This is a genomic window from Yersinia sp. 2540 StPb PI, assembly GCF_052217165.1.
GTDB lineage: Bacteria > Pseudomonadota > Gammaproteobacteria > Enterobacterales > Enterobacteriaceae > Yersinia > Yersinia enterocolitica_E.
Window position 1 is genome coordinate 4,726,534 of record NZ_JAZGQC010000001.1, and the last position, 20,262, is coordinate 4,746,795.

The window sequence follows — 20,262 nt, forward strand, 5'->3', positions numbered from 1 at the left end:
ACCCTATTCTGATTTCAGCTTGTGACTGAACCAAATAGCATGCCAACCCCCGATGATACCCCCATCGCAAGCGCACTCCAGAAGGTAATTCGAATAATACCTGGCCATATTGGCGCTCCGCCTGCTTTCGCGGCAATCCCCCCCAAAATAGCCAGAGAAGCCAATGCTGACAGGCTAATGGCTGGAATTGCCCAGTCAGCCGTGACAATAAACGCCACCAACAAGGGCAGTATTGCGCCCGCTGAGAAGCTCATCGCAGAAGCCCAGGCCGCTTGTAATGGGCGAGCGGTGGTGATTTCAGATATCCCCAATTCATCACGGGCGTGAGCACCTAACGCATCATGGCTCATCAGTTTTTCAGCCACTTGCTTGGCCAGTGCTACATCAAGGCCGCGATGGACATAAATCGAGGTTAACTCACGATATTCACCTTGAAAATCGGCGTTCAGTTCTGCTTGCTCTTCCGCCAATGCGGCCTTTTCTGTATCTGACTGAGAAGATACCGAGACATATTCCCCTGTTGCCATCGACATCGCACCTGCAACCAGACCTGCAATGCCGGTCAAAAGAATACTTTGATGTGTGGCATTGGCTGACGCGACACCCAATAACAAACTTGCGGTAGAGACAATCCCATCATTAGCGCCAAGAACTGCGGCCCGCAGCCAGCCTATCTTTTCGATACTATGCCGTTCTCTGTGCATCGTGGCGCTACCTTTTAGAGTGAAACTTCAGAGTTTATCAAGTCGCTGTTGAATGTCCTGATGACGGCCTTTATCTGCCAATTCTCGGCCTAAACGTGCTGGGGCCGCCAGTGCTTTTTGTTAATAGACTTTTGCATCCGCTTTACGCCCTTGCTCCAACAGGAAATCACCATAGAAATAGTTGGGATCTATGCCGTTTGGATTCACCTGTAACGCTTTTTTAGCTACAGTTCGGCTTGTTTTTTATCGCCAAAACCAATAGGCCAGCCAGGAACCTGATAATAGAGGGTTCCGAGGCTGGTATAAGCAGAGCCATCCAACGCATTAGCATCAAGTTTTATTGCCAGTTCCAGCTTAACTTTCGCGTCCTTAACCAAATCCAATGCTCCCAGCCCCCCCTTCTCTCCTGCCCAACTGCTTTTAACGATAGCAGACCAAATTAATAGATCAGCACGTGACCCGTTGGCTGAACTGGCCTTATCTGCAATCGTACTGAGTTTTTCCAAACAGGACTCTTTCTGTTTTGCCACCACCGGATATTGGCAAACAGCCCATTGATTTTGGATATCCAACCCGCACGCGCAGGGCCAATCAAAGCATCCGCACCGCTACTATCCAGTAGCCAATTCTGCTGTTCATTACTGAAAAAAACCGGTACCGGTATCATAACAATATTGGCTAATGCGCAAGCCAAATCGATAATGGCCCAGTCAATGCCGTTATCCAGCAAGAGTGCCAGTCGCGCTATTTTCTGGTGGCGGAACCTCTCTGCCAATGCCGCTATTTTGGGCAGTAATTCACCGTAGTTAATCACCTGATAACTATCGCACAATGCAGGGCGCAGAGGGTCTTGCGCCGCCATTTTCGCCAACGGTTCAAAAAGGATCATCGTTGTATCCTCCTTTGAAAAGTAAAAATGCTGGGCATTGGCGCAAACAAGGAAAGTAATAAGCTGGTTCTCACATAACAACCGGCAAATAGCCGCAAACATAATTCGTGCATTTCCCGATTCCGAACAAGCAAAATTACCTATTTCAACCAAACGATTACGTAAAACTGAATGCCCGGTTTGCGTTGCAATGACCACCTCAATAGGTGCGTCCAAATAGTGCTCAAGATAAAGTGTCCCGAAATCACCACGATTCAGGCCACAGGCACCAATAAGGACACCATCGGCACGATACAGTCCTAATAAATGAGGTAAAAAATGTGGGATAGTGGCATTGAACTCACGGCTATACTCCCGCTGAATATATTGTTGCAGTTCGTTTTCTTCTTGCTCATTCTGAGCAAATAACAACGGGTAAGGTGCCTGAATATTCATGCTCATAATCGCTCCTTTTACTGATAATAAGGAGTGTAATGATGGATGCTTAAGAAAAACTTAAATTGATAACAATATTGGGTTTAGCCGTTAAATGCCTTTATATGCCCAACCCGCACACGTGGGTTTTTCTCCTTAACTCATTGATACTCATACCACAAGAAATATCTGGAAATGCTCACTATTGAGCAATAGCAAGCTACATTCATAAGCACTATTCAGCTATTCCATATAGTGTCTAAATGAAAATGTACCGAAAATCATATTTGAGGAGATAAATATGTCACAACCCCCAATCAATCAATCAGATATTAAACATTCCAAACAACGGCGCTCACTATTAAAAACTGCGGTAGGAATGTCGGTGCTTGGTATCGCCAGTGGATTAACTCTAGCCACACCAGGGATATCTTACGCAGCAGCTTTAACGCGTGAAGAGCGAGATAAACTCACTCCTGAGCAAATTATTGCTGGCATGAAAGAAGGGAATATCCGCTTTAGAGCAGGCAAAATGCAACAGCATGATTATTTGGCTCAAAAACGGGCCAGTGCTGAAGGTCAATTCCCCGCGGCGGTTATTCTCAGTTGTATTGACTCACGGGCTCCGGCGGAAATTCTTTTTGATACCGGGATTGGTGAAACATTTAATGCCCGTATTGCCGGTAACATTGCCAATAACGATTTATTGGGCAGTATGGAGTTTGCCTGTGCGGCCGCGGGAGCAAAAGTCGTTCTGGTCTTGGGGCATACTTCGTGTGGCGCAGTTCGGGGGGCAATCGACGGCGTAGAACTCGGTAATCTGACCGGCTTGTTAAATCAAATTAAGCCAGCAATTGACGCAACCCAATTTAACGGAGAAAGAACCGGTAAAAATGATCAGTTTGTCGATGCCGTTGCTAAAACCAATGTTCAGCATACGATCAATGAAATACGGAGCCGGAGTAGCATTCTCAATGGACTAGAGAAAGAGGGGAAAATTAAAATAGTTGGTGCAATGTATAATCTCAATGGCGGGGCCGTTGAGTTTATTAGCTAATAGATTACAAGCTCCGGGCTTTATCGCTCGGAGCAAATTCATAATGCTATCGAGCCGCTATTTTCTGTGGTGGTAGGCAACTAATAAGTGATGCCAGATTCCATTATCTATGCTGTAAACAACATGTTATACAGAAAAGCATCACCAAAGACACAGGATAAAAGAAAGTCGTGCTACGCTTTAATTAAGCGATAACGTTAATTTAGCTATTCTTTATGCTAATAGAATTCCTACACGAAAAAGTTCCTTAGCCACACCGTTATCAGGAGCGTCACCATGAATCCTCCAATATATGTTTGTTAGCCCTATTTAAAAAAACTTAAATAACAGATCACTTTTACCTGTGTGGGGCCTCGATATGTTTCACTTTGATGCTTATGGTACGCTCGTTGCTGCAACGCTGGTGCTATTGCTAGGAAGGCAATGTGTCCAGAATATTCCTCTACTGCAAAAATATGCTATCCCGGAACCTATTGCGGGTGGTTTGCTGCTCGCATTACTGTTTCTGCTTATTCATCAGACGACCGGTTGGGAAGCCAGCTTTGATACATCACTACGTGATCCGCTAATGCTGACTTTTTTTGCCTCAATTGGCCTTAATGCGAATCTGGCAAGCTTAAGGGCTGGCGGTAAGGTATTGATAAAGTTTTTTGTGGTCGTTATCGGTTTGCTGTTACTGCAAAATATGGTTGGCATCGGTATGGCCAAAATGCTGGGGCTGGAGCCACTGATGGGGCTGCTGGTGGGGACCATAACACTTTCTGGAGGGCATGGCACCGGTGCAGCTTGGAGTGCCGTATTTGCGGAGAATTATGGCTTAAGTAATGCTACGGAAGTTGCCATGGCCTGCGCAACTTTCGGCTTGGTATTAGGTGGCTTGATCGCCGGTCCTATTGCCCTTTATCTCATTAAACATTCCGCCACTCCCAATGGCAGAGCGGAAGATGCCTTGCAACCCACAACCTTCGAGAAACCTCAGTCAGGGCGGATGATCACTGCGCTGGTATTAGTAGAAACTATCGCCATGATTGCCATTTGTTTGATGGCTGGTCGCTATATCACGGGGTTACTGGCGGGATCTATATTTGAATTACCGATCTTCGTCTATGTCTTATTTGTCGGGGTTATTCTTAGTAATCTACTCACTTATACCGGGTTTTATCAGGTTTTTGACCGTGCAGTCTCCGTAGTCGGTAACGTAAGCCTCTCCCTTTTTCTGGCAATAGCGCTGATGAGCCTAAGATTGTGGGAACTGGCGTCTCTGGCATTACCGATGTTGGCGATTTTATTGGTGCAGACGCTAACCATGGCTCTGTATGCCATATTTGTCACTTATCGGATTATGGGAAAGAATTATGATGCGGCCGTTCTTGCTGCTGGACATTGTGGTTTAGGTTTGGGGGCAACCCCAACAGCAATTGCGAATATGCAAGCGATTACCGAACGTTTCGGGCCATCCCACGTTGCGTTTCTGATTGTACCGATGGTCGGTGCTTTCTTCCTGGATATCGCCAATGCAGTAGTGATCAAACTGTCTTTGTTATTACCGATGTTTACGCAACTTGGCTAAAAGCCAGTATTCATAGTGGCATCAACCGGCCAGAAGACGGAAACCCAGTATAAGCCGGCACATACCCTATAGTATGTGCCGATGTTTATTCATCAGCGCACCTCTAACGCGCTAAATCCCCTCCCCCCTCGCGCCATGCTCTTCTTAAGTGATAACTGTTGATCTAGCATTGATTTCATAAGGTATTGCCGGTATAACTAACAGCCATTTAGAGATATAGACGTCTAAACGGATAAAATATCATGCACTCACCTGTTCCCATCGAAGGGCAGTTCAAACGTACAATGAAGGCCCGGCATCTGGTGATGCTCTCTCTGGGGGGCGTGATTGGCACCGGCTTATTCTTCAACACCGGCTATATAATCTCCACCACGGGTGCCCTCGGCACACTGTTGGCCTATATGATAGGTGCTGTGGTGGTCTATCTGGTAATGCTCTGCCTGGGTGAACTGTCGGTAGCAATGCCAGAAACCGGGGCTTTTCACGTGTATGCTTCCCGCTATCTTGGCCCAGCCACTGGCTATACCGTTGCCTGGTTATACTGGCTGACCTGGACAGTAGCCCTCGGTTCCAGTCTGACCGCCGCTGGGTTCTGTATGCAGTATTGGTTCCCTCAATCACCGGTGTGGTTATGGTGCCTTATCTTTTGTCTGGCTATTTTTCTGCTCAATGTGGTCACTACCCGCTTCTTTGCCGAAAGCGAATTCTGGTTCTCTCTGATCAAGGTCGTCACCATTTTGGCATTTATCATTTTGGGTGGTGCGGCGATGTTCGGCCTATTGCCGATGAAGGACGGCACACCCGCCCCCTTCCTGCACAATCTAACCCACTCTGACTGGCTGCCAAACGGCACCTTACCGATCCTGATGACCATGGTGGCGGTCAATTTCGCTTTCTCCGGCACCGAGTTAATCGGTATCGCCGCGGGCGAAACAGAGAAACCAGAAAAAGCGATTCCGTGGGCAATCCGCACCACCGTGATCCGCCTGAGTGTTTTCTTTATCGGTACGGTATTTATTCTGGCTGCGCTGATCCCGATGGATCAGGCCGAGGTTGTCAAAAGCCCGTTTGTACTGGTATTTGAACGTATCGGTGTACCCTATGCCGCCGATATCTTCAATTTCGTGATCCTGACTGCCATCCTGTCAGCCGCTAACTCTGGTCTTTACGCCTCTGGCCGCATGCTGTGGTCATTGGCCAATCAGCGAACACTGCCTGCTTATTTTTCCCACATCAATAAACGCGGCATTCCTATTAATGCGCTGATCTTTAGCATGCTCGGCGGCTTGTTGGCACTGTTGACCAGTGTTATCGCGCCAGATACGGTGTTTGTCGCGCTATCAGCGATTTCTGGTTTTGCCGTCGTCGCAGTCTGGCTGAGTATCTGCGCAGCCCACTATATTTTTCGCCGCAACTACCTACGCAGTGGGCTGCCAATCGAGGGACTGAAGTACCGCGCGCCGGGTTACCCGCTGACGCCGATCGCAGGCTTCAGCCTGTGCCTGTTAGCCTGTATCGGTCTGGCCTTCGATCCTGAGCAACGTATCGCCCTATACTGCGGGCTACCCTTTGTTGCCTTGTGCTATATCACCTATTACCTGACCCATCGTGCCGGGAAAAACCAACCATTGGGAGAGAATCATGCCGGTTAACAACCCTATCTCTGCGCTCTTAACCGCTGATCGCACATTGATTTTGGATGGCGCATTAGCCACTGAACTGGAGGCGCGAGGTTGCTCTCTTAGTGATCCGCTGTGGTCCGCTAAGGTGCTAATTGAGAATCCTGAACTAATTTATCAGGTTCATCTGGACTATTTTAACGCAGGGGCACAATGTGCCATCACCGCCAGTTACCAGGCGACCCCACAGGGTTTCCTGCGCCGTGGCCTCGACCAGCAACAATCGTTGGAACTCATTACCAAAAGTGTTCAGTTGGCACAGCAGGCACGCAACGACTTTTTGAATCAGCACCCGCAAGCTGAACCGCTGCTGATTGCCGGTTCCGTTGGCCCATACGGCGCTTATCTCGCAGATGGATCTGAGTATCGAGGCGATTACCGGCTGCCACAAGATGAGATGATCGCCTTCCACCGGCCACGTATCGCGGCACTGGCTGAGGCTGGGGTTGACCTGCTGGCCTGTGAAACACTGCCATCGTTCGATGAGTTGCAAGCGTTGCTAACACTACTGCAACAATTCCCTACTTTGGGTGGCTGGTTCGCATTCACGCTACGCGATAGCCAACACCTTAGTGACGGTACCCCCCTGACCGAAGTTCTGGCGCTACTGCGCGGCAATCAGCAAGTACTGGCCATCGGCATAAACTGCATTGCGCTGGATAACGTGACCCCGGCGCTACAGCAGTTTGCGGCACTGGCTGATAAGCCGCTGCTGGTGTATCCAAACTCAGGGGAACATTACGATGCTGTGAGCAAGGCCTGGCATGCCTGCGGGGGCGAACACAACCACCTGAATGATCTGGTTGGGGAATGGCAGCGCCTGGGAGCACGACTAATTGGCGGTTGCTGTCGTACCACACCAAAAGATATTCGCATCATCGCTGAGCACTGTAAGCTGTAATCCCCCAGTGATATTGTAGCTAAGCGCCAACAGTATCACTGGACAAGCTTTGCCGCCTGATGACCTGCGGCAAAGCCTCTAAATATGCTGCTTCACCTGAGCGGCATTATTTAGTCGCCTAATTGCCGGAGTCAGGCTGGCGGCAATAGTCGCTATCACAACAGCAACGGCTGAAGCCAGCAAAACGGCCCGGCTGCCATAGTGCATAGCGAGAGGCCCCGCAGCAAGTTCCCCGATAGGAATTGCCACAAATGACCCCATCGCATCATAGGCATAAACACGCGCGAGTTTCTCGGGTGGAATATGGGTTTGTAGAGAATGTGCCCACACAACACCGAATTGCCCAAAACCGACGCCGGCAATAAAAAATGCCCCCATAAGGATGGCAGTCGAAGACACCATACTAAGGAGAGTGATAGGGATTGCGCAAAGTGCAACCAGAAGGACACCAATAAACAGATCGCGTCGTGGCCGCCAGCGGAGTGCAATAAAAGAACCGGCAATCAGGCCAATACTTTGTGCGGCAACAATAATCCCCCAACTGGCACGCCCAAATGAAGCATCAGCCACTATCGGGCCAAGGATCATCACTACGCCGCTAAAAGCGGCATTAACAATAGTGAACTGGGCAACAATAGTCCACACCCACGCACGAGCAATAAACTCCTGCCAGCCATCCCGTAGATCCTGCAAGATATTGGTTTGCGATGCGAGGAGCTGTGCCGAGGCAGTGCGAATCAAGAGATAAAGCGGTGCTGAAGCGGCAAACCCCAAGGCATCGACGGCCAATCCCCAGCCAGGCCCAATGGCAGCCGTCAGAACCCCGCCCAGTGAGGCGCCAATCACCGTCCCGCCATAGACCCCCAACTGGATAAAAGCGTTCGCTTCCCTGAGGTTACGTGCGGGCACGGTTTGTGGAACCATTGCTGAAGAAGCAGGAAGGGCAATGCCCGCTGCCGCGCCGTTAATCGTCCCAAGGACTGCTAACCACATAATTGTTGCTGTTCCATCCAGCACCAACCAGGCAACAATCCCTTGAGATAAGGCGGCAATGACAGATGAAGACAGCAGAACCTTACTTCGTGAGTAACGATCCGCAAGTACTCCACCAATCAATAAGAAGGCAACATTGAAAACAGAACGTGCAGCTACCACCAGACCTAAATCTGCTGCGGAACCGCCGATATCCAACACCGCGAACGCCAGTGCAATCGGTGCGATTCCATTACCTAATACCGTGAGGAGGCGGGCAAAAAACAAGTTTCGAAACGGGGCATAGTGAAATACATGTCGGGAAGATGGGACCGTGGCGTTCGCGTTCACTCACTTTTCTCCGCACTGATTTCAATACCTTGCAGGCTCTCACTACTATCTTTCAATGGGGCTATTTCATACTTTTTTTGTTTATTCATTTTGGGCAACTTTTAATTACATCACGCGCTTGTAGCAGGGGGTCCGCAGTGACATCCTCTGCCTTCACAAATACCATTGCCAAATATGTGTCTTTATCTGTATGAATGCCAAGATTAATTGATTTGAATGTATAAAATTATTCAAATCATCTGATGAAAACCCTCGTCTTGTCAGCTAGCAGATTTATTACAACCGTTACCCCTAAGTTGCTATAGGGATAACGGCGGTCTCAGCTATGGGTGCTGTTCCGTATTGGGTAACGCCAGCAACGCATAGCGGTTCAGCAGTTGACTAAACCGGCTGTCTATCTGTTGGCGCAGTGCCGATGACGGAGTCTGCCCTGACTCGGACTGTACCTGATACTGACGCAACAATTCTTCCAGCGGTAAGGTTTTTGCCAGCGGCTGCTGTATCGCAAACACCACCGTTTTCAGCTCCGAAACCGTCATATAGCGTCCCTTCTTTTCATCCAATCCATTCAGTCGCTCTGCCAGTTGCCGCAAACGCTCTTGTGCCAATGCGTAGTGTTTCAACTCCACCAATGGCGCAGCACCGGCTTCTCGCTGTTGTTGCCATAATGCACTCAGTCGGTTGACCTCTTGACTGGCGGGCCACAGTTGCTGCGCTTGTGATAACACCCCATCCCCCCGCATTTGTGCCCATAACGGCGGTAACTGTGTCAGTTGTTCCAACTGTGTGCCACTGCCTTGCAGCACCGGGCCTGCCAATCGTGCCAACTCAGCATCTGAGGTTTGTTTTCTCAGTTCATCGATTGATTTGGCGGCCAGTGGCGCAGGTAATGGCGCGACGCTGGTCAGCAATGCCTCGCGCAATGGATTAGATGACAGCGACTGCCAGATAAAGAAACTGCCCGCCATCAAAACGGCCATCAGCGATAGCCCGGCGACAAACCCCTGCCCCGCTTTCCAACGTGGTGGGGGCGGCGAAGGCGGCGACAACTCCACCTCAACACGCGCCGGGGCCGGTTCGTTGACAAGATAAACCAGTGGTTCGCTGACCGCAGCCGACGAGAATGTCGGTTGTGGCTGTCGTTGTGGTTCAGAGACACCGGCATGCCGTACCGGAATACTCAATCGGTCTGGCGTATCAGCGGCGGCTTCGGCGCTCTCCAGACGTAGTGCGGCGTTATGCAACATCAGGCGCACCCCATCCAATTTACTCAGATGTTTGAGCTCCAGCGTTTGCAACTGCGTGCACAACTGTTCCAACGCACGCTCTGCCCGGTACACCTGAGCCAGGTCACCGTAGCATAACGTCATGGTGCGCCAAACTTGCTGCAACCGGTCACTCAACCAGGCCAATAACGCCACCCGGGCATGGGTTTGCGGCGGCCATAATGCACTCCACTGATGAGACAGCAAGCCCGCCAGCAGCTCTAACCCTTCACACAACCCGGCAAGACCGGCAATGTGCGTACGTGCCAAGGTAAAATCTACCGTGGTCTGCAACTCAACCCCGTTCTGGCGAAACAGCGCCAAACAAAGCTGCTCGACCCGCCCCCAGTCAACATCCGGGCGAGCGGGATGATGTAATTTGCCGATTTCGTCACGTAAGGCACTAAATTCAGCAAAATGGCGGGGGTCACCGCCGGTTTTAACCGTCCGCTCAGTATTCGATATCATGTGTTTGTCTTCCCTGAATAGGCGTTAAGATGACTCACCCGGATTGAGATAATGTTGTTGTTTAAGATGACGTATCAGCACCCGGCCTTCCGGCATAAATGCCGTGCCGTAACGCACCAGTCCCAGACCTTTCAGCTCCGCCTCAATGGCGTACTCCAGATGGCCAGGAGCGGATTGTGGCAGTAGCACCACGTTGATACTTTTCAGCCGTGGCTCATATTTTAGCAACGTGGCTGAGAGCGTAGTCAGCAGTGAATGTGCGGTTCCTGGCATTCCCTGCAAGATTTTGCTCATGTCTGGCAGGCCGTAATCCGGCAGATGGCTGAGCGTACCGGCGCGGCAGTTAAGAATGCGCTGCATATTGTCGAGCACCGACAGGACGACCTGATTGGTTTCGCTCACCTGATGAAGGTCAAGCTCACCCGCTACGTTGCCGAACAGCATTTCATAGAGAGAAGGCTGGGGCATATTACTTATCCTTCAAGGGTAAAAGAATCATCCCATGATTATTCAGTTCAATCTGACGAGCCTTATCGGGGTCGAGGTCGTCACGGCTCAACACCACCCGCCAGGTGTTGTTAGCGATATCAGGTGCCAGAAACATACCCGCGACTGCCACATACTGCGCTTTTTCGTCCATCGGCATATCGATGGACACCGCAGCACTCGGACGAATACGGATATCTTTTTCAGCAAGCAGATCGGCTTTGATGGCCTGGCTGTCCTCGGCAAATAATGAGGGATAATCGGTACCGTCAAATGTTTTGCGGTCTTGTAGCTGATAGATGCGCACCACCGTGGCCAGTGGGGCACCGGTCGCGTTGTTGTTTACCGCATCCCGCGCCTGTATATCCAGATGCAGGGTTTTCACCTGCTTATAAAAAATGGATTTTGTCACCGCGACGGTGCCGTCACTCACTTTCTGAGTCAGTCCACATCCGCTCAGAGTGGATACCATGACCAGCATCAGTAATGCAAAACGTGTTTTACCAGCGGTAATCGCCATATTCATCGGTGTCCCTTCGGTGAAGATTTTCCTGAACACGCTGATAGCGGCCCAGATTAATTGTGATCATTTCAGTGTCGGTGGGTGTGGTTGACGCGACGCGCTGTGTCCGCATTACGGCGGTTCTGCCTAACAGAATACCGGTGCTTTTCGGCTGGCAGGAGAGCTGTGCGTCGGGCAGTAGCGCGCGTAACACCGTCAGTTGTAAACGCACATGCAGCCGCGACCCCAGATACACATGCAACAACGCCATCAAATCCGTGTGTAACTGCCCGCCGGGCAACCACTCTCGGGCTTCATCGGGGTTATCGGTTTTCAATTGCAGTAATACCTGACTGTTAACATCCACCGCGTGACTGCCCATTACCGGGCTGTTACTCATGCTGACGGGGTGACGTGCGCTCAGGGCCAGTGGATTGCGCAAGGGGATACGGCAGCGGTCATGCGCTATCACATGGGCATCGGTTTCCGGTGCCAGCAACTGAACCAGCGCAATAATGCCTTCACTGGTGCGAGTGGGCAGGCGCATCATGCCAGTCAGTGCCAGAAAACGAGACACCGGCGTGGCGATATTCTGTGCACATCCCTCAATACCCAGACCACAGAGGCTCAGCAGATACCGAGAGGTTTTATCGGTGCCACCGGGCGAAAAGCTGGCCGGATAAGAGTACTTCCGCCAGACGCGGTAGTACTGCGTGATCAATCGGTGATTGAAAATGTCCAGAAAGTCGCTGACTGCCTCATGCCCTTCCCGGCGCTGGGTAATATCGTCGATATACGCAGTAGGCAGTGGCGACTCCATGCCATACAGTCCCATAAAGGTGGTGCGGATGGTCGGTGGGAGGTGTGCATGCGCGGGTATTTCCACCCGTTTAAATTCACTGGCCGGAAACCCCATGCCCGGATGGGGGCGAAAACGCACCGGATCGTGCCTGACCTGCCAGTGACTACCCAATGGCGGGGCATCCGGCTGGCTTTGCTCCAGTAACTGACAGAAGCGATAAAACTGGGTATACGGCAGTTTATCCCACAGTTGTTCGATTAGCCGGGCAGACGCTGATTGTGATTCTCTTTCCATCGGATACATTTCCCGGCAGGCTGAACGATAAGAGTGAGTTGATTGAACAAATGAATGTCAGCGTAAAGGGCAAAGAAACGGTTGAGCATCTCGCCAAACAGATGAATGTCGCCTTCGCCGGTAAAGCCGTTGCCATCCAGTGTCACTTCAATGTCGATACCCCGTAACAGAAAGCCCTTTTCAAAACGCTGCGTCTGGTGGTGCTGCACCTGTTGAATGGCATCAAGACGGCGATTATTCAGTTCATCCCCTTGCCAGTTGTACAGCTCCAGCGTCCCGCGTAGCACCTGTGCGCTGCTCATCAGGTTGAGGTAACTTGAGCCCAGATGGCTCAGTACCCGCCACTGGAAATGGTCTTCCGCCGGGGGATAAGAGGGTAACGTAGGCTTGCAGAGATTGCGTACTTTCAGCGGCGTCTGTAACACTGCTTCGCAGCGGTCCAACAACGTGCTCTGTAACGCTTTGCGCGGGAGCTGACCATTGGTACCGGTAATTTTCAGTGACACCGCCTCGCGGGTAAACAATCGGTCCGCTTCCCATTGCTGGCCGCCGAGGATCAACCAGGTATCATGCAGCCCGGTCACCCCTCGTTTTACGCGGGTATGGTAATAGCGTTCCGGCGCATGACGTCGCTGCATTCCGCCACGATGGCGAAAACTGGTAAAAGGAACATAGGTGGCATCGGATGTCCGTTGCGAACCGGTCACAGCGTCGACGGAGTAAATTTCGGTGTGCCCATCCTGCAAGCGGCGCGGGCGCAGCATATACTCACTTTCCAGTCCATTGATGGTTAACGGGTCAGCTTCCAGCGAGAACAGGTTAATCACCGGTACACAATGCAGGTTAAGCGCGTCATCCCTGACCGGCAGATCACTTTGCCACTGACAATCAAACACCACTTCGATATCAAACCAGGCAATACCCGCCGGCAGCGTCACGGTTTCCAGCCCGTTCAGATGCACGAACATAAACTTCTCGCGGAAAGTGAAATATTCCAGTAATAGCTGATAACCGCTGAATGCGCTGTCGCCTTTGGGCCACAGCAAATCTTGGTCTGCAAAGCCACCGGGCGAAAACCAACCATCCAGTTTTATTCGATCAACCTGATTGGGTAGACGCAAATAGAGCGCGGCCTGACGCCGGGTCAGGGCCAGATGTAACGCACTGCTGACCGCCGCCTCTCCCGCCAGATAAAAACACAAGCGACGTAAGTCCACCTGCAACCAGTCAGCTTGTGGGCTGCATGCCAGTCGCAGACGCAGCACCGAACGGCCGTCTGGTTCGGTCGCCATCACCACGGTTGAGACGGCGAGCGGGTTGAGTACCATATCGCGTGTAGTTCGGTACTGGCAGACGGTATTCTTCGGCCCAATGGGGCGGGAATAGATTTCCATGCCTTCGGGCACGATTTCAGCCATTTTCATCGCTGGAACATCCGGGGTCAGCGCCACCACCGACAGCGAGGGAATGGTGCGTAGATAGTGCGGCCACAACATGCTCACCAGCCCTTCGGTGAACTCCGGCAGGTCGTCATCAATTTTTTCGCGCAATCGCCCCATGGAGAAGGCAAAGCCTTCAAACAGGCGTTCGACGTAAGGGTCAGGCGTACCGGGTTTATCCAGGTCTAACATCGCTGCCCGGTCAGGGTGAGTTTGGGCAAACTCTTTAGCTGCATCGCGCAGATAGCGCATTTCGGCGTCGTAATAACGCAGGGTAAGGTCTTTCATGGTTTTCTTTTTATCAGGATAGGGTTATCGATTAACCACACAGCACCGCAGCCCGTGCCGGGTCGAGGGCCACTAATCCGGCGAGCAGGTTTTCCATCTCGCCATGCAAGCGTGATTTGTCCGACTCGGTTCGGCTGGCTTTCATGCGCAGCAGTTTTAGGCGGCGGGCTTTTACTTCAAACAGTAATTCCGGCTCCCATTGGGTGAGCGTCATCAAGGTCGCGTTCCCCTCCAGTTCACCCAGCAAATGCAATGCCATGTCGTTTTTTCCGTACTGCTCGGCGACCCGCGCCATCAGCAGGCGGATCAGCCACTGATGGCGAGAGGTGCGGGTACCCGGACGGTTCTGCAACCAATTCAGCGCCGCTTCCACACCTTCGCTGTCGGCTTGCGCCAGCGCTTCCGGCTCCAGTTGCAAAATATCGTCATCACCCGCCGTACTGGCGGATGCCGCCGGTTCACTGCCCCAACTTTCTGCTGCCATGACGTGCTGATTTATCCAGTGCAAGGTCACCTCATCAGCAAAAGGTGTACCATCACTGAATGCCAGACCGTCAAGCCCCGGCAGGCGGGTCAGCAGACCATTTAAATCTTGCTGAATGATGTCAGCCCAGCGCTCGTAAGGTGCGCCCGTTTTCAGCAGTGCCTGATGGGTATACCACTGGAGATCCAGCCACAGGTGATTAACGCCCTGTGCAAATAGGATGTCGGTTTGCTCCAGCAGTTCCAGCCAGCTTTGTTGCAGATAAAGACGTTTCAGCAGTGCGCGGTTCTCCAGCTTCGGCGGAGCCAGACGGGTACATCCGTCAGCTGCCAGTGGCGGCAGTTCATGCAGGGTGTCCAGACGAATACTTTTCATCAGATGATGCCCCGACAGCCAGCCGTTCGGCTGGTCGCGCAAAAAAACCGCCAGCAGTTTTGCCTGATCGAGCAAATCACGCCCGGAGCTGACGGCTTTCAACGCAGGAGCATCAGGCGCAGAGTGACGAGGGAGACTACTGTTTTGTGGGATAACGGCATCAGGGCCGCCGGACTGCATTAGCCGGTTTTCTAATGCCGCATACAGGCTAGCGAACTGAGGGCGGATGGACGCATCCCAGCCGCCAACACTTTCCTCGGTTAACACCAACGCGCCCACAATGCGTTCAAAGTCAGCTTTTGTGACTTCCGGGTACAGTGACAGGCTATCCAACACCCGGCTACCCGCCAACCATTCCAGTGCCAGTTTGCGGCTGTTGCCACGTTGTGGATGCAGTGCATCACCAAAACGTTGGACCAACCCGGCCAGCAGAGCCAGGCCATCCGCCAGCCCGCTTTCGCCATCGATGTGCAGTCGCGCCCAGATATAATAGGTCGCGACGCGCACATCTTTGCACGCACCGGTCAGCAGCTTCTCCGCCAGTGCACAGACCAAACCAGTATCTGCGCCGGACAGTTTGTTGACCTCTTCACGCATCTGCTGGAAATCATCGTCATAACCGGGGTCATCACCCACCGGTGAATCCGGGGCAATGGGGACCAGCCATTTTTCCCAGAGCGAAATCTGCTGCTGGGATTGCTGCGAAAGCGCCTGCTGTTCGGCATGGCAAGCGCTGAGTAAGGTGTGCAACGTAGCCATCAGTATCCCTCTTCTGTTGCGGTATCCGTTTTCTGAGCGCCACCGGTGGCATCCACACTGAATATTTGCGTCGGTAAGACGAAGTTACGCAGTTTCAGTAACGCCAGCGGGCCTTCTCCAGCTTCAGTCCGTAAGGTGTAGTTCAGCGGCCTGCCATCAGGCGCTTTCCAGCTAAGATTAAAACTGCTGTTGACACCCTGATACGGTGTGACCTGAGCCTTATCCAGTAAACGGATCCACCCCCAGGCCCCGGGGAGATCGGCAAACTGTCGGGTACCGGCCTGGGTACTTATCCAGCTCAGGCTGGCACCCGGAGCTTCAGTGTCATGGGGCCAGGTGAAACGTTTCCACACTGGCAACTGGTTGTAATAGCTGAGCTTCTGGCTGTCGATCACCAGATCAGTCTGCATCACGTCTTTCGCGGTACCGGGGCGCAGTTCAAAGCGTATGCCTGCTTCACCGTCGGCAAACACCACGTCAGACAAATAACTCAGTTGGTCCACGGCTTTCAGGAATGCTGGGTTAAATGTCAGCCCCTGAGCATTAATGCTGTCCGGCACCCAATGGCTGCCCTCTTTGTGCAGCACGCCATTCAACCGGGTTTGCAGAAAACGGGCGATACGGCCACTGTCGCTGTTGAGATAACGTGCCAGCAGCGGGAGTGACACTTCACTGCTGGTATCTTTTAAGGGATAACGCCCGCCGAAGGTACTGTTCCAGTCATCGACGATAGATGCCTGCCACTGGGCATTCAGGCTCTGAGCGGCAGGAGTTAATACCTGCTGCCACGCCTGTTCCATTGGCTGGACAAATACCGTCTGGCCAAATCCACTCCACTCCTGACCGAGGCTGGCGGCAACCAGACTGCCATAATCACGGGTTTCGGTCAGATCGACCGCTTTGCCCTGAAATACCGTCTGCGCCAGAGTCTGGGTCATGGCTTGAGGATCGGCAGCATTCACCACCTGCTGAAGTTTAAGGCGTACTTGGGTAACGCGGGTCAGGAAGGTTTGCAGACTGAGGTTGGTATTGCCCTGTCCGCCGGCTTTGACATCCATCAGCGCCAGTACCGGACCAAAAGTGGCATCCAGCGGCCCCTGTGCACCCGCTTGCTGATCAATAGCGGGCTGCTCATCGCGGTTTAACAGATTTTTGGCCGATTTGACCAGCGAATCAGACAACGCCTCACCGGTTTGCCCGGTTTTCCCCTGTACGCTCAGGGTGTTCATTAGCGCCACCAGAGGGGACTGACGCACGTCTGCCATCAGGGTGAGTTGGTCGATGGAGTCCGATAACGTCTGTGCTTGCTGCCAGTGCAGGCTATTGAGAAAGTCCAACCAACTGGTAGAGAAATCAGCGAAATAGCGCGCCTTCAGACGTGCCTGCAGGGCTTCGGGAGAATCCTGCTGCAATGCGGTATTTTTACTGTCACTCAGTACCCAGTCCATCTCTTCCCGACGCTCACTGGCCACTTTTTCAATCGCCGGTTTTACTGCGTCATCCCAGGCTTTACGGGTGAACATGCCCGGCACCACGGCATCGGTGGTAAAAATCCGTTCAGCATCAGTATCACCGGTCATATCAGACAGGCGCAGATCAGCATACTGATTCGCCACCTGAGCCAGCATCTTCTGATAGAGCGAAGATTCACTGTTACGGGCACCCATCTGACTGATCAACCGGGTACGTACCTGACTGACCAGATTTTCATCCAGCTTCAGACGCCAGGCCGGGTGCAGGGAAAGATTACGAGCATAAAAATCCAGTAGAGCGGGACCGCTACCCTGCCAGAGGCTGTCCGGCACACCACTGCGCTGTGGCCAGTCATGAAGCAGCGTGGTGCTAAACCATGGCGCATCCATTTTCTCCGGGCGCGCCAGCATCAGATAGAGTTTTAACTGCTCATAAGCGGGTTTTACCAGCGTGTCGCGCAACGGAGAGTCAGGGGGGAGCTGCGCCATGGTGCTGAGTTGTTCTTCAAGGTGACGGGCGGCGGCATCACGCAGCAGAGGGGTGGCGCTGGCCCAATAATGTGGCCAGAGTGCGGCCAGCAAAGCATCATTCTGGCTCAGACCAAATCGGCTGTACCAGGGTGCGCCCTGTTGCTGGCGATACTGCAATCTGCCTAACGTGTGTTGCAGATCCAGTTGCGCTTGCAGACGCGCCGGCAGCGGTTGCTGCACGTTAGCCGCCCGTTTGGCCTGAGACTCACTGGCATTAATCGTGTCTCGGTTGACCAGGAATGACATCACCATGCCCACCCCCCACAACACCATGATGCCCGCCAGCGCCATCGCCAGCGTTTTACGCCAGGCAAACCCCAGCTTTTTCGCGGCTAAGCCTGCGGGCAATAATGGCAGTGAATCAATCAACACATCCCAGCGGTTATCCTTGCCCCAGTGGTGTTTCACGCTGCGTTTTGCATTGACGGACGCCGGGCTGAATATCACCCCCGCCAACGGTGAAGGGCGATAGGGATTCAGCAGAGTCGCCAACGGGCCGGCGACAGAATCTGGCTGACGCGCTAACTGATCGGCCAGTTGCAACAAGAATGGGTGCTGGGTGTTGCTGCTAATCTGTTGTGTACCCTGCTCAATCAGCGACGGCAGCAGCCCGGCAAGCTGTGTACTCAGTTCGCCAGCGTTACACCCCACTGGTAGTAAACAGCCGACGGATTGGGTGATGCGATCGGCCCCGTCATCGGCATGCAGTGACCAGACATACAGCGGCAGCCGCCAACCGAGCAGCTCAAAACGTGCCGCGAACGCTTGTGCCACGCTGTCCATCATATCAGCGGTGAGGGTTGTTTTAGACGCTTGCTGACCAAGTGTCGTGCGTTGAGCCAGGGCTGAGGTCACCCAGACCACCCCGTCTAGCGGGCGGCGGCGCAATTTACGTAAAGAACTCAGCCATGCGCTATCAGCCTGCGCCCCCAAATCGCCTCCCCACAACAGCACGGTGCCACTGTCTTCCTGCCAGTATTGCGACGTCAGCCCGGGGGTGAGCTGCTCAACATCAGCCGCACTGCCGGTGAGTAACAGAATGCGCACTTTGCGGGGCCAGAAGAAACCATAGCGAGTCCGGAGAGTCTGTTGCAGTTCACTTACTCTGGTACTGCGGGGCGGTGTCGGGGCCAGTCGTGATTCATCGTTGGGATAAATACCGTGATCACGCCCATTATCCCGATGTTGCCGCCGCTTAATGTAACCGGAGATCGCTGGGGACAGGCGGGCAAGTACCGTGATCAACATCACCAATAGGAAAGCGAACAGTTTTTTATATTGGTTATCTAGCCCGACGGTGTCGCCATATTGCCATATTAGCCAACCAACAGCGGCCAACACCACAACTGCTAATACCGCACCACTGCCCTGCCGCCACGGATTACTCAACATCTTCATTGCAAACTCCTGGAGAAACCGTACTGACTACCCCGCACTCGGGGCCAAATGAAAACACGACATAAGGCACGTCGTAGTAATAAGCAAAATCCAACCCAAACGCTGCCACTAACCAGGCAGAGAATGGCCCCGGAATACCGGTTAATGATTCTTGTATCAATACACTTTCAGCGCTGAAGTTAGCTCCTAACTGGTGACCAACAGGAATTATTTTCGGGGTCAATGACATCAATTCAGTGCTATCCCCCAAGATCCCGCCCGCCCGGCAGGCCAGAGACTGGGTTTCCATAAACAAGGCAAGCTCGCTTTCTGCCTGTGCAATATTCAGTTGCATCGGGCGAAGCAGACGCCCTTGTATCGGTAATTGGTGTTTTTGTGCCATGTCATCGGTCGTGAGCAAGAATACAGCCAGCCCGTCGGAGTAGTTCTCATCGCCGTGTAGTTGCAACACCAGGATCAGTTCTGCACCAGTGATGGCATTCTTTATGCCATCCTCTATCTTGCTGTATGGCATATCGGCAGACAGGGTCAGCGTTATAGGCGCAAAGCGGGTGGGGATAGTCTTATCCCAGCATTGAGCCCAGACAGCTCGCAGTTGTTCGTATTCTGCCGGATCGCTGTCAGTCAAGAGAGTCGCACGCAGTTCAATATCAGGGGGCAAGGAATTAAGGGCTTGTTGGATGCTAGCGAGCAGGGCCATGATGGCCTGATATTCTGTCCCTTTGTCTTCGGGGAGATAATCAATGCGGCGAACAAGCCCGCGTTGAAATTCTACATCTGTTGGTTTATTCGCCAGATATGAGACAGTAATAACGTCCGGTAACAGAACACAACTTGCCAGTACAGCCATATAACGCTCAGCCCACGTCTGCCACTCTTGTTGCGCCTGTTGCGCTTCATCTTGTAAGAAAGTGTAGTGACTGAGGTCTCGACCATACATATAACCCCGGATACAGAATGCCAGCCCCCAACCGATAATGGGTATCGTTGAGGCAGCCCAGATATTGACGGTCTGTAACCCGATAAGTCTGTCGGCAACATGCAGTGAGAACAATAAAATCCCCACAATAATGGACAACACTCCAGCTAATAACCAACGTCCCAGCGAGGGCGGCGAGGGCTTTTCTGTTATAAACGGTTTTTGGCGATCCCAACCCATGTT

At 52.5% G+C, this 20,262-nt stretch carries 16 protein-coding genes; 4 read left to right on the plus strand and 12 right to left on the minus strand.

Going from position 1 to position 20,262, the window contains the following annotated elements; genetic code table 11:
* Nucleotides 1–14: 14 nt before the first annotated feature.
* The 3 genes from V1956_RS22200 to V1956_RS22210 form a co-directional block, all read right to left on the minus strand.
* Entirely contained in the window at nt 15–704 is a 690-nt protein-coding gene (locus V1956_RS22200; protein ID WP_083162615.1) for a VIT1/CCC1 transporter family protein, read from the minus strand.
* A 224-nt stretch (nt 705–928) separates the two neighbouring features.
* The gene (locus V1956_RS22205; protein WP_442825703.1) at nt 929–1,210 is read right to left on the minus strand and encodes a hypothetical protein; all 282 of its coding nucleotides are present in this window, start codon (nt 1,208–1,210) and stop codon (nt 929–931) included.
* Entirely contained in the window at nt 1,144–2,034 is an 891-nt protein-coding gene (locus tag V1956_RS22210; protein WP_442825704.1) for a thermostable hemolysin, read from the minus strand. Before V1956_RS22210 ends, V1956_RS22205 begins: the two co-directional genes overlap by 67 nt.
* A 274-nt stretch (nt 2,035–2,308) precedes the next feature.
* On the opposite strand from V1956_RS22210, the gene V1956_RS22215 reads away from it, so the two are divergent.
* The 4 genes from V1956_RS22215 (at nt 2,309) to mmuM (ending at nt 7,214) form a co-directional block, all read left to right on the plus strand.
* Nucleotides 2,309–3,064: a carbonic anhydrase gene (locus tag V1956_RS22215; RefSeq protein ID WP_083162603.1), complete on the plus strand. Its 756-nt coding sequence runs from the start codon at nt 2,309–2,311 to the stop codon at nt 3,062–3,064.
* Nucleotides 3,065–3,422: 358 nt separating this feature from the next.
* Nucleotides 3,423–4,634, plus strand: coding sequence for a sodium/glutamate symporter (gene gltS, locus V1956_RS22220; protein ID WP_372560603.1), 1,212 nt, complete (start codon nt 3,423–3,425; stop codon nt 4,632–4,634).
* A 242-nt stretch (nt 4,635–4,876) separates the two neighbouring features.
* Complete coding sequence (gene mmuP / locus V1956_RS22225) at nt 4,877–6,286, plus strand: S-methylmethionine permease (protein WP_372560602.1); 1,410 nt, start codon at nt 4,877–4,879, stop codon at nt 6,284–6,286.
* Nucleotides 6,276–7,214 carry a homocysteine S-methyltransferase gene (mmuM, locus tag V1956_RS22230; protein ID WP_442825705.1) on the plus strand — a complete coding sequence of 313 codons (939 nt, stop codon included), beginning with the start codon at nt 6,276–6,278 and terminating at the stop codon, nt 7,212–7,214. The genes mmuP and mmuM overlap by 11 nt, the downstream gene beginning before the upstream one ends.
* A gap of 78 nt (nt 7,215–7,292) precedes the next feature.
* Here mmuM and V1956_RS22235 read toward each other — a convergent pair whose 3' ends face one another.
* From V1956_RS22235 to V1956_RS22275, 9 genes are all read right to left on the minus strand, one after another.
* Nucleotides 7,293–8,537, minus strand: coding sequence for an MFS transporter (locus V1956_RS22235; RefSeq protein WP_372560600.1), 1,245 nt, complete (start codon nt 8,535–8,537; stop codon nt 7,293–7,295).
* A gap of 323 nt (nt 8,538–8,860) precedes the next feature.
* On the minus strand, nt 8,861–10,270 hold the full coding sequence (locus tag V1956_RS22240; protein ID WP_372560599.1) for a VasL domain-containing protein: 1,410 nt from the start codon (nt 10,268–10,270) through the stop codon (nt 8,861–8,863).
* A gap of 24 nt (nt 10,271–10,294) precedes the next feature.
* Nucleotides 10,295–10,738, minus strand: coding sequence for a type VI secretion system baseplate subunit TssE (gene tssE / locus V1956_RS22245; protein WP_049601768.1), 444 nt, complete (start codon nt 10,736–10,738; stop codon nt 10,295–10,297).
* A 1-nt stretch (nt 10,739) separates the two neighbouring features.
* Nucleotides 10,740–11,276: a type VI secretion system lipoprotein TssJ gene (gene tssJ, locus V1956_RS22250; RefSeq protein ID WP_420074446.1), complete on the minus strand. Its 537-nt coding sequence runs from the start codon at nt 11,274–11,276 to the stop codon at nt 10,740–10,742.
* The gene (tssG, locus tag V1956_RS22255) at nt 11,257–12,354 is read right to left on the minus strand and encodes a type VI secretion system baseplate subunit TssG (protein ID WP_442825706.1); all 1,098 of its coding nucleotides are present in this window, start codon (nt 12,352–12,354) and stop codon (nt 11,257–11,259) included. The genes tssJ and tssG overlap by 20 nt, the downstream gene beginning before the upstream one ends.
* Nucleotides 12,318–14,081 carry a type VI secretion system baseplate subunit TssF gene (tssF, locus tag V1956_RS22260; RefSeq protein WP_372560597.1) on the minus strand — a complete coding sequence of 588 codons (1,764 nt, stop codon included), beginning with the start codon at nt 14,079–14,081 and terminating at the stop codon, nt 12,318–12,320. The genes tssG and tssF overlap by 37 nt, the downstream gene beginning before the upstream one ends.
* 31 nt (nt 14,082–14,112) lie before the next feature.
* Nucleotides 14,113–15,699 carry a type VI secretion system protein TssA gene (gene tssA, locus V1956_RS22265; protein ID WP_442825707.1) on the minus strand — a complete coding sequence of 529 codons (1,587 nt, stop codon included), beginning with the start codon at nt 15,697–15,699 and terminating at the stop codon, nt 14,113–14,115.
* Nucleotides 15,699–19,100 carry an ImcF-related family protein gene (locus tag V1956_RS22270; RefSeq protein WP_442825708.1) on the minus strand — a complete coding sequence of 1,134 codons (3,402 nt, stop codon included), beginning with the start codon at nt 19,098–19,100 and terminating at the stop codon, nt 15,699–15,701. Before V1956_RS22270 ends, tssA begins: the two co-directional genes overlap by 1 nt.
* Nucleotides 19,084–20,259: a type VI secretion protein gene (locus V1956_RS22275; protein ID WP_309477930.1), complete on the minus strand. Its 1,176-nt coding sequence runs from the start codon at nt 20,257–20,259 to the stop codon at nt 19,084–19,086. Before V1956_RS22275 ends, V1956_RS22270 begins: the two co-directional genes overlap by 17 nt.
* Nucleotides 20,260–20,262: the final 3 nt, after the last annotated feature.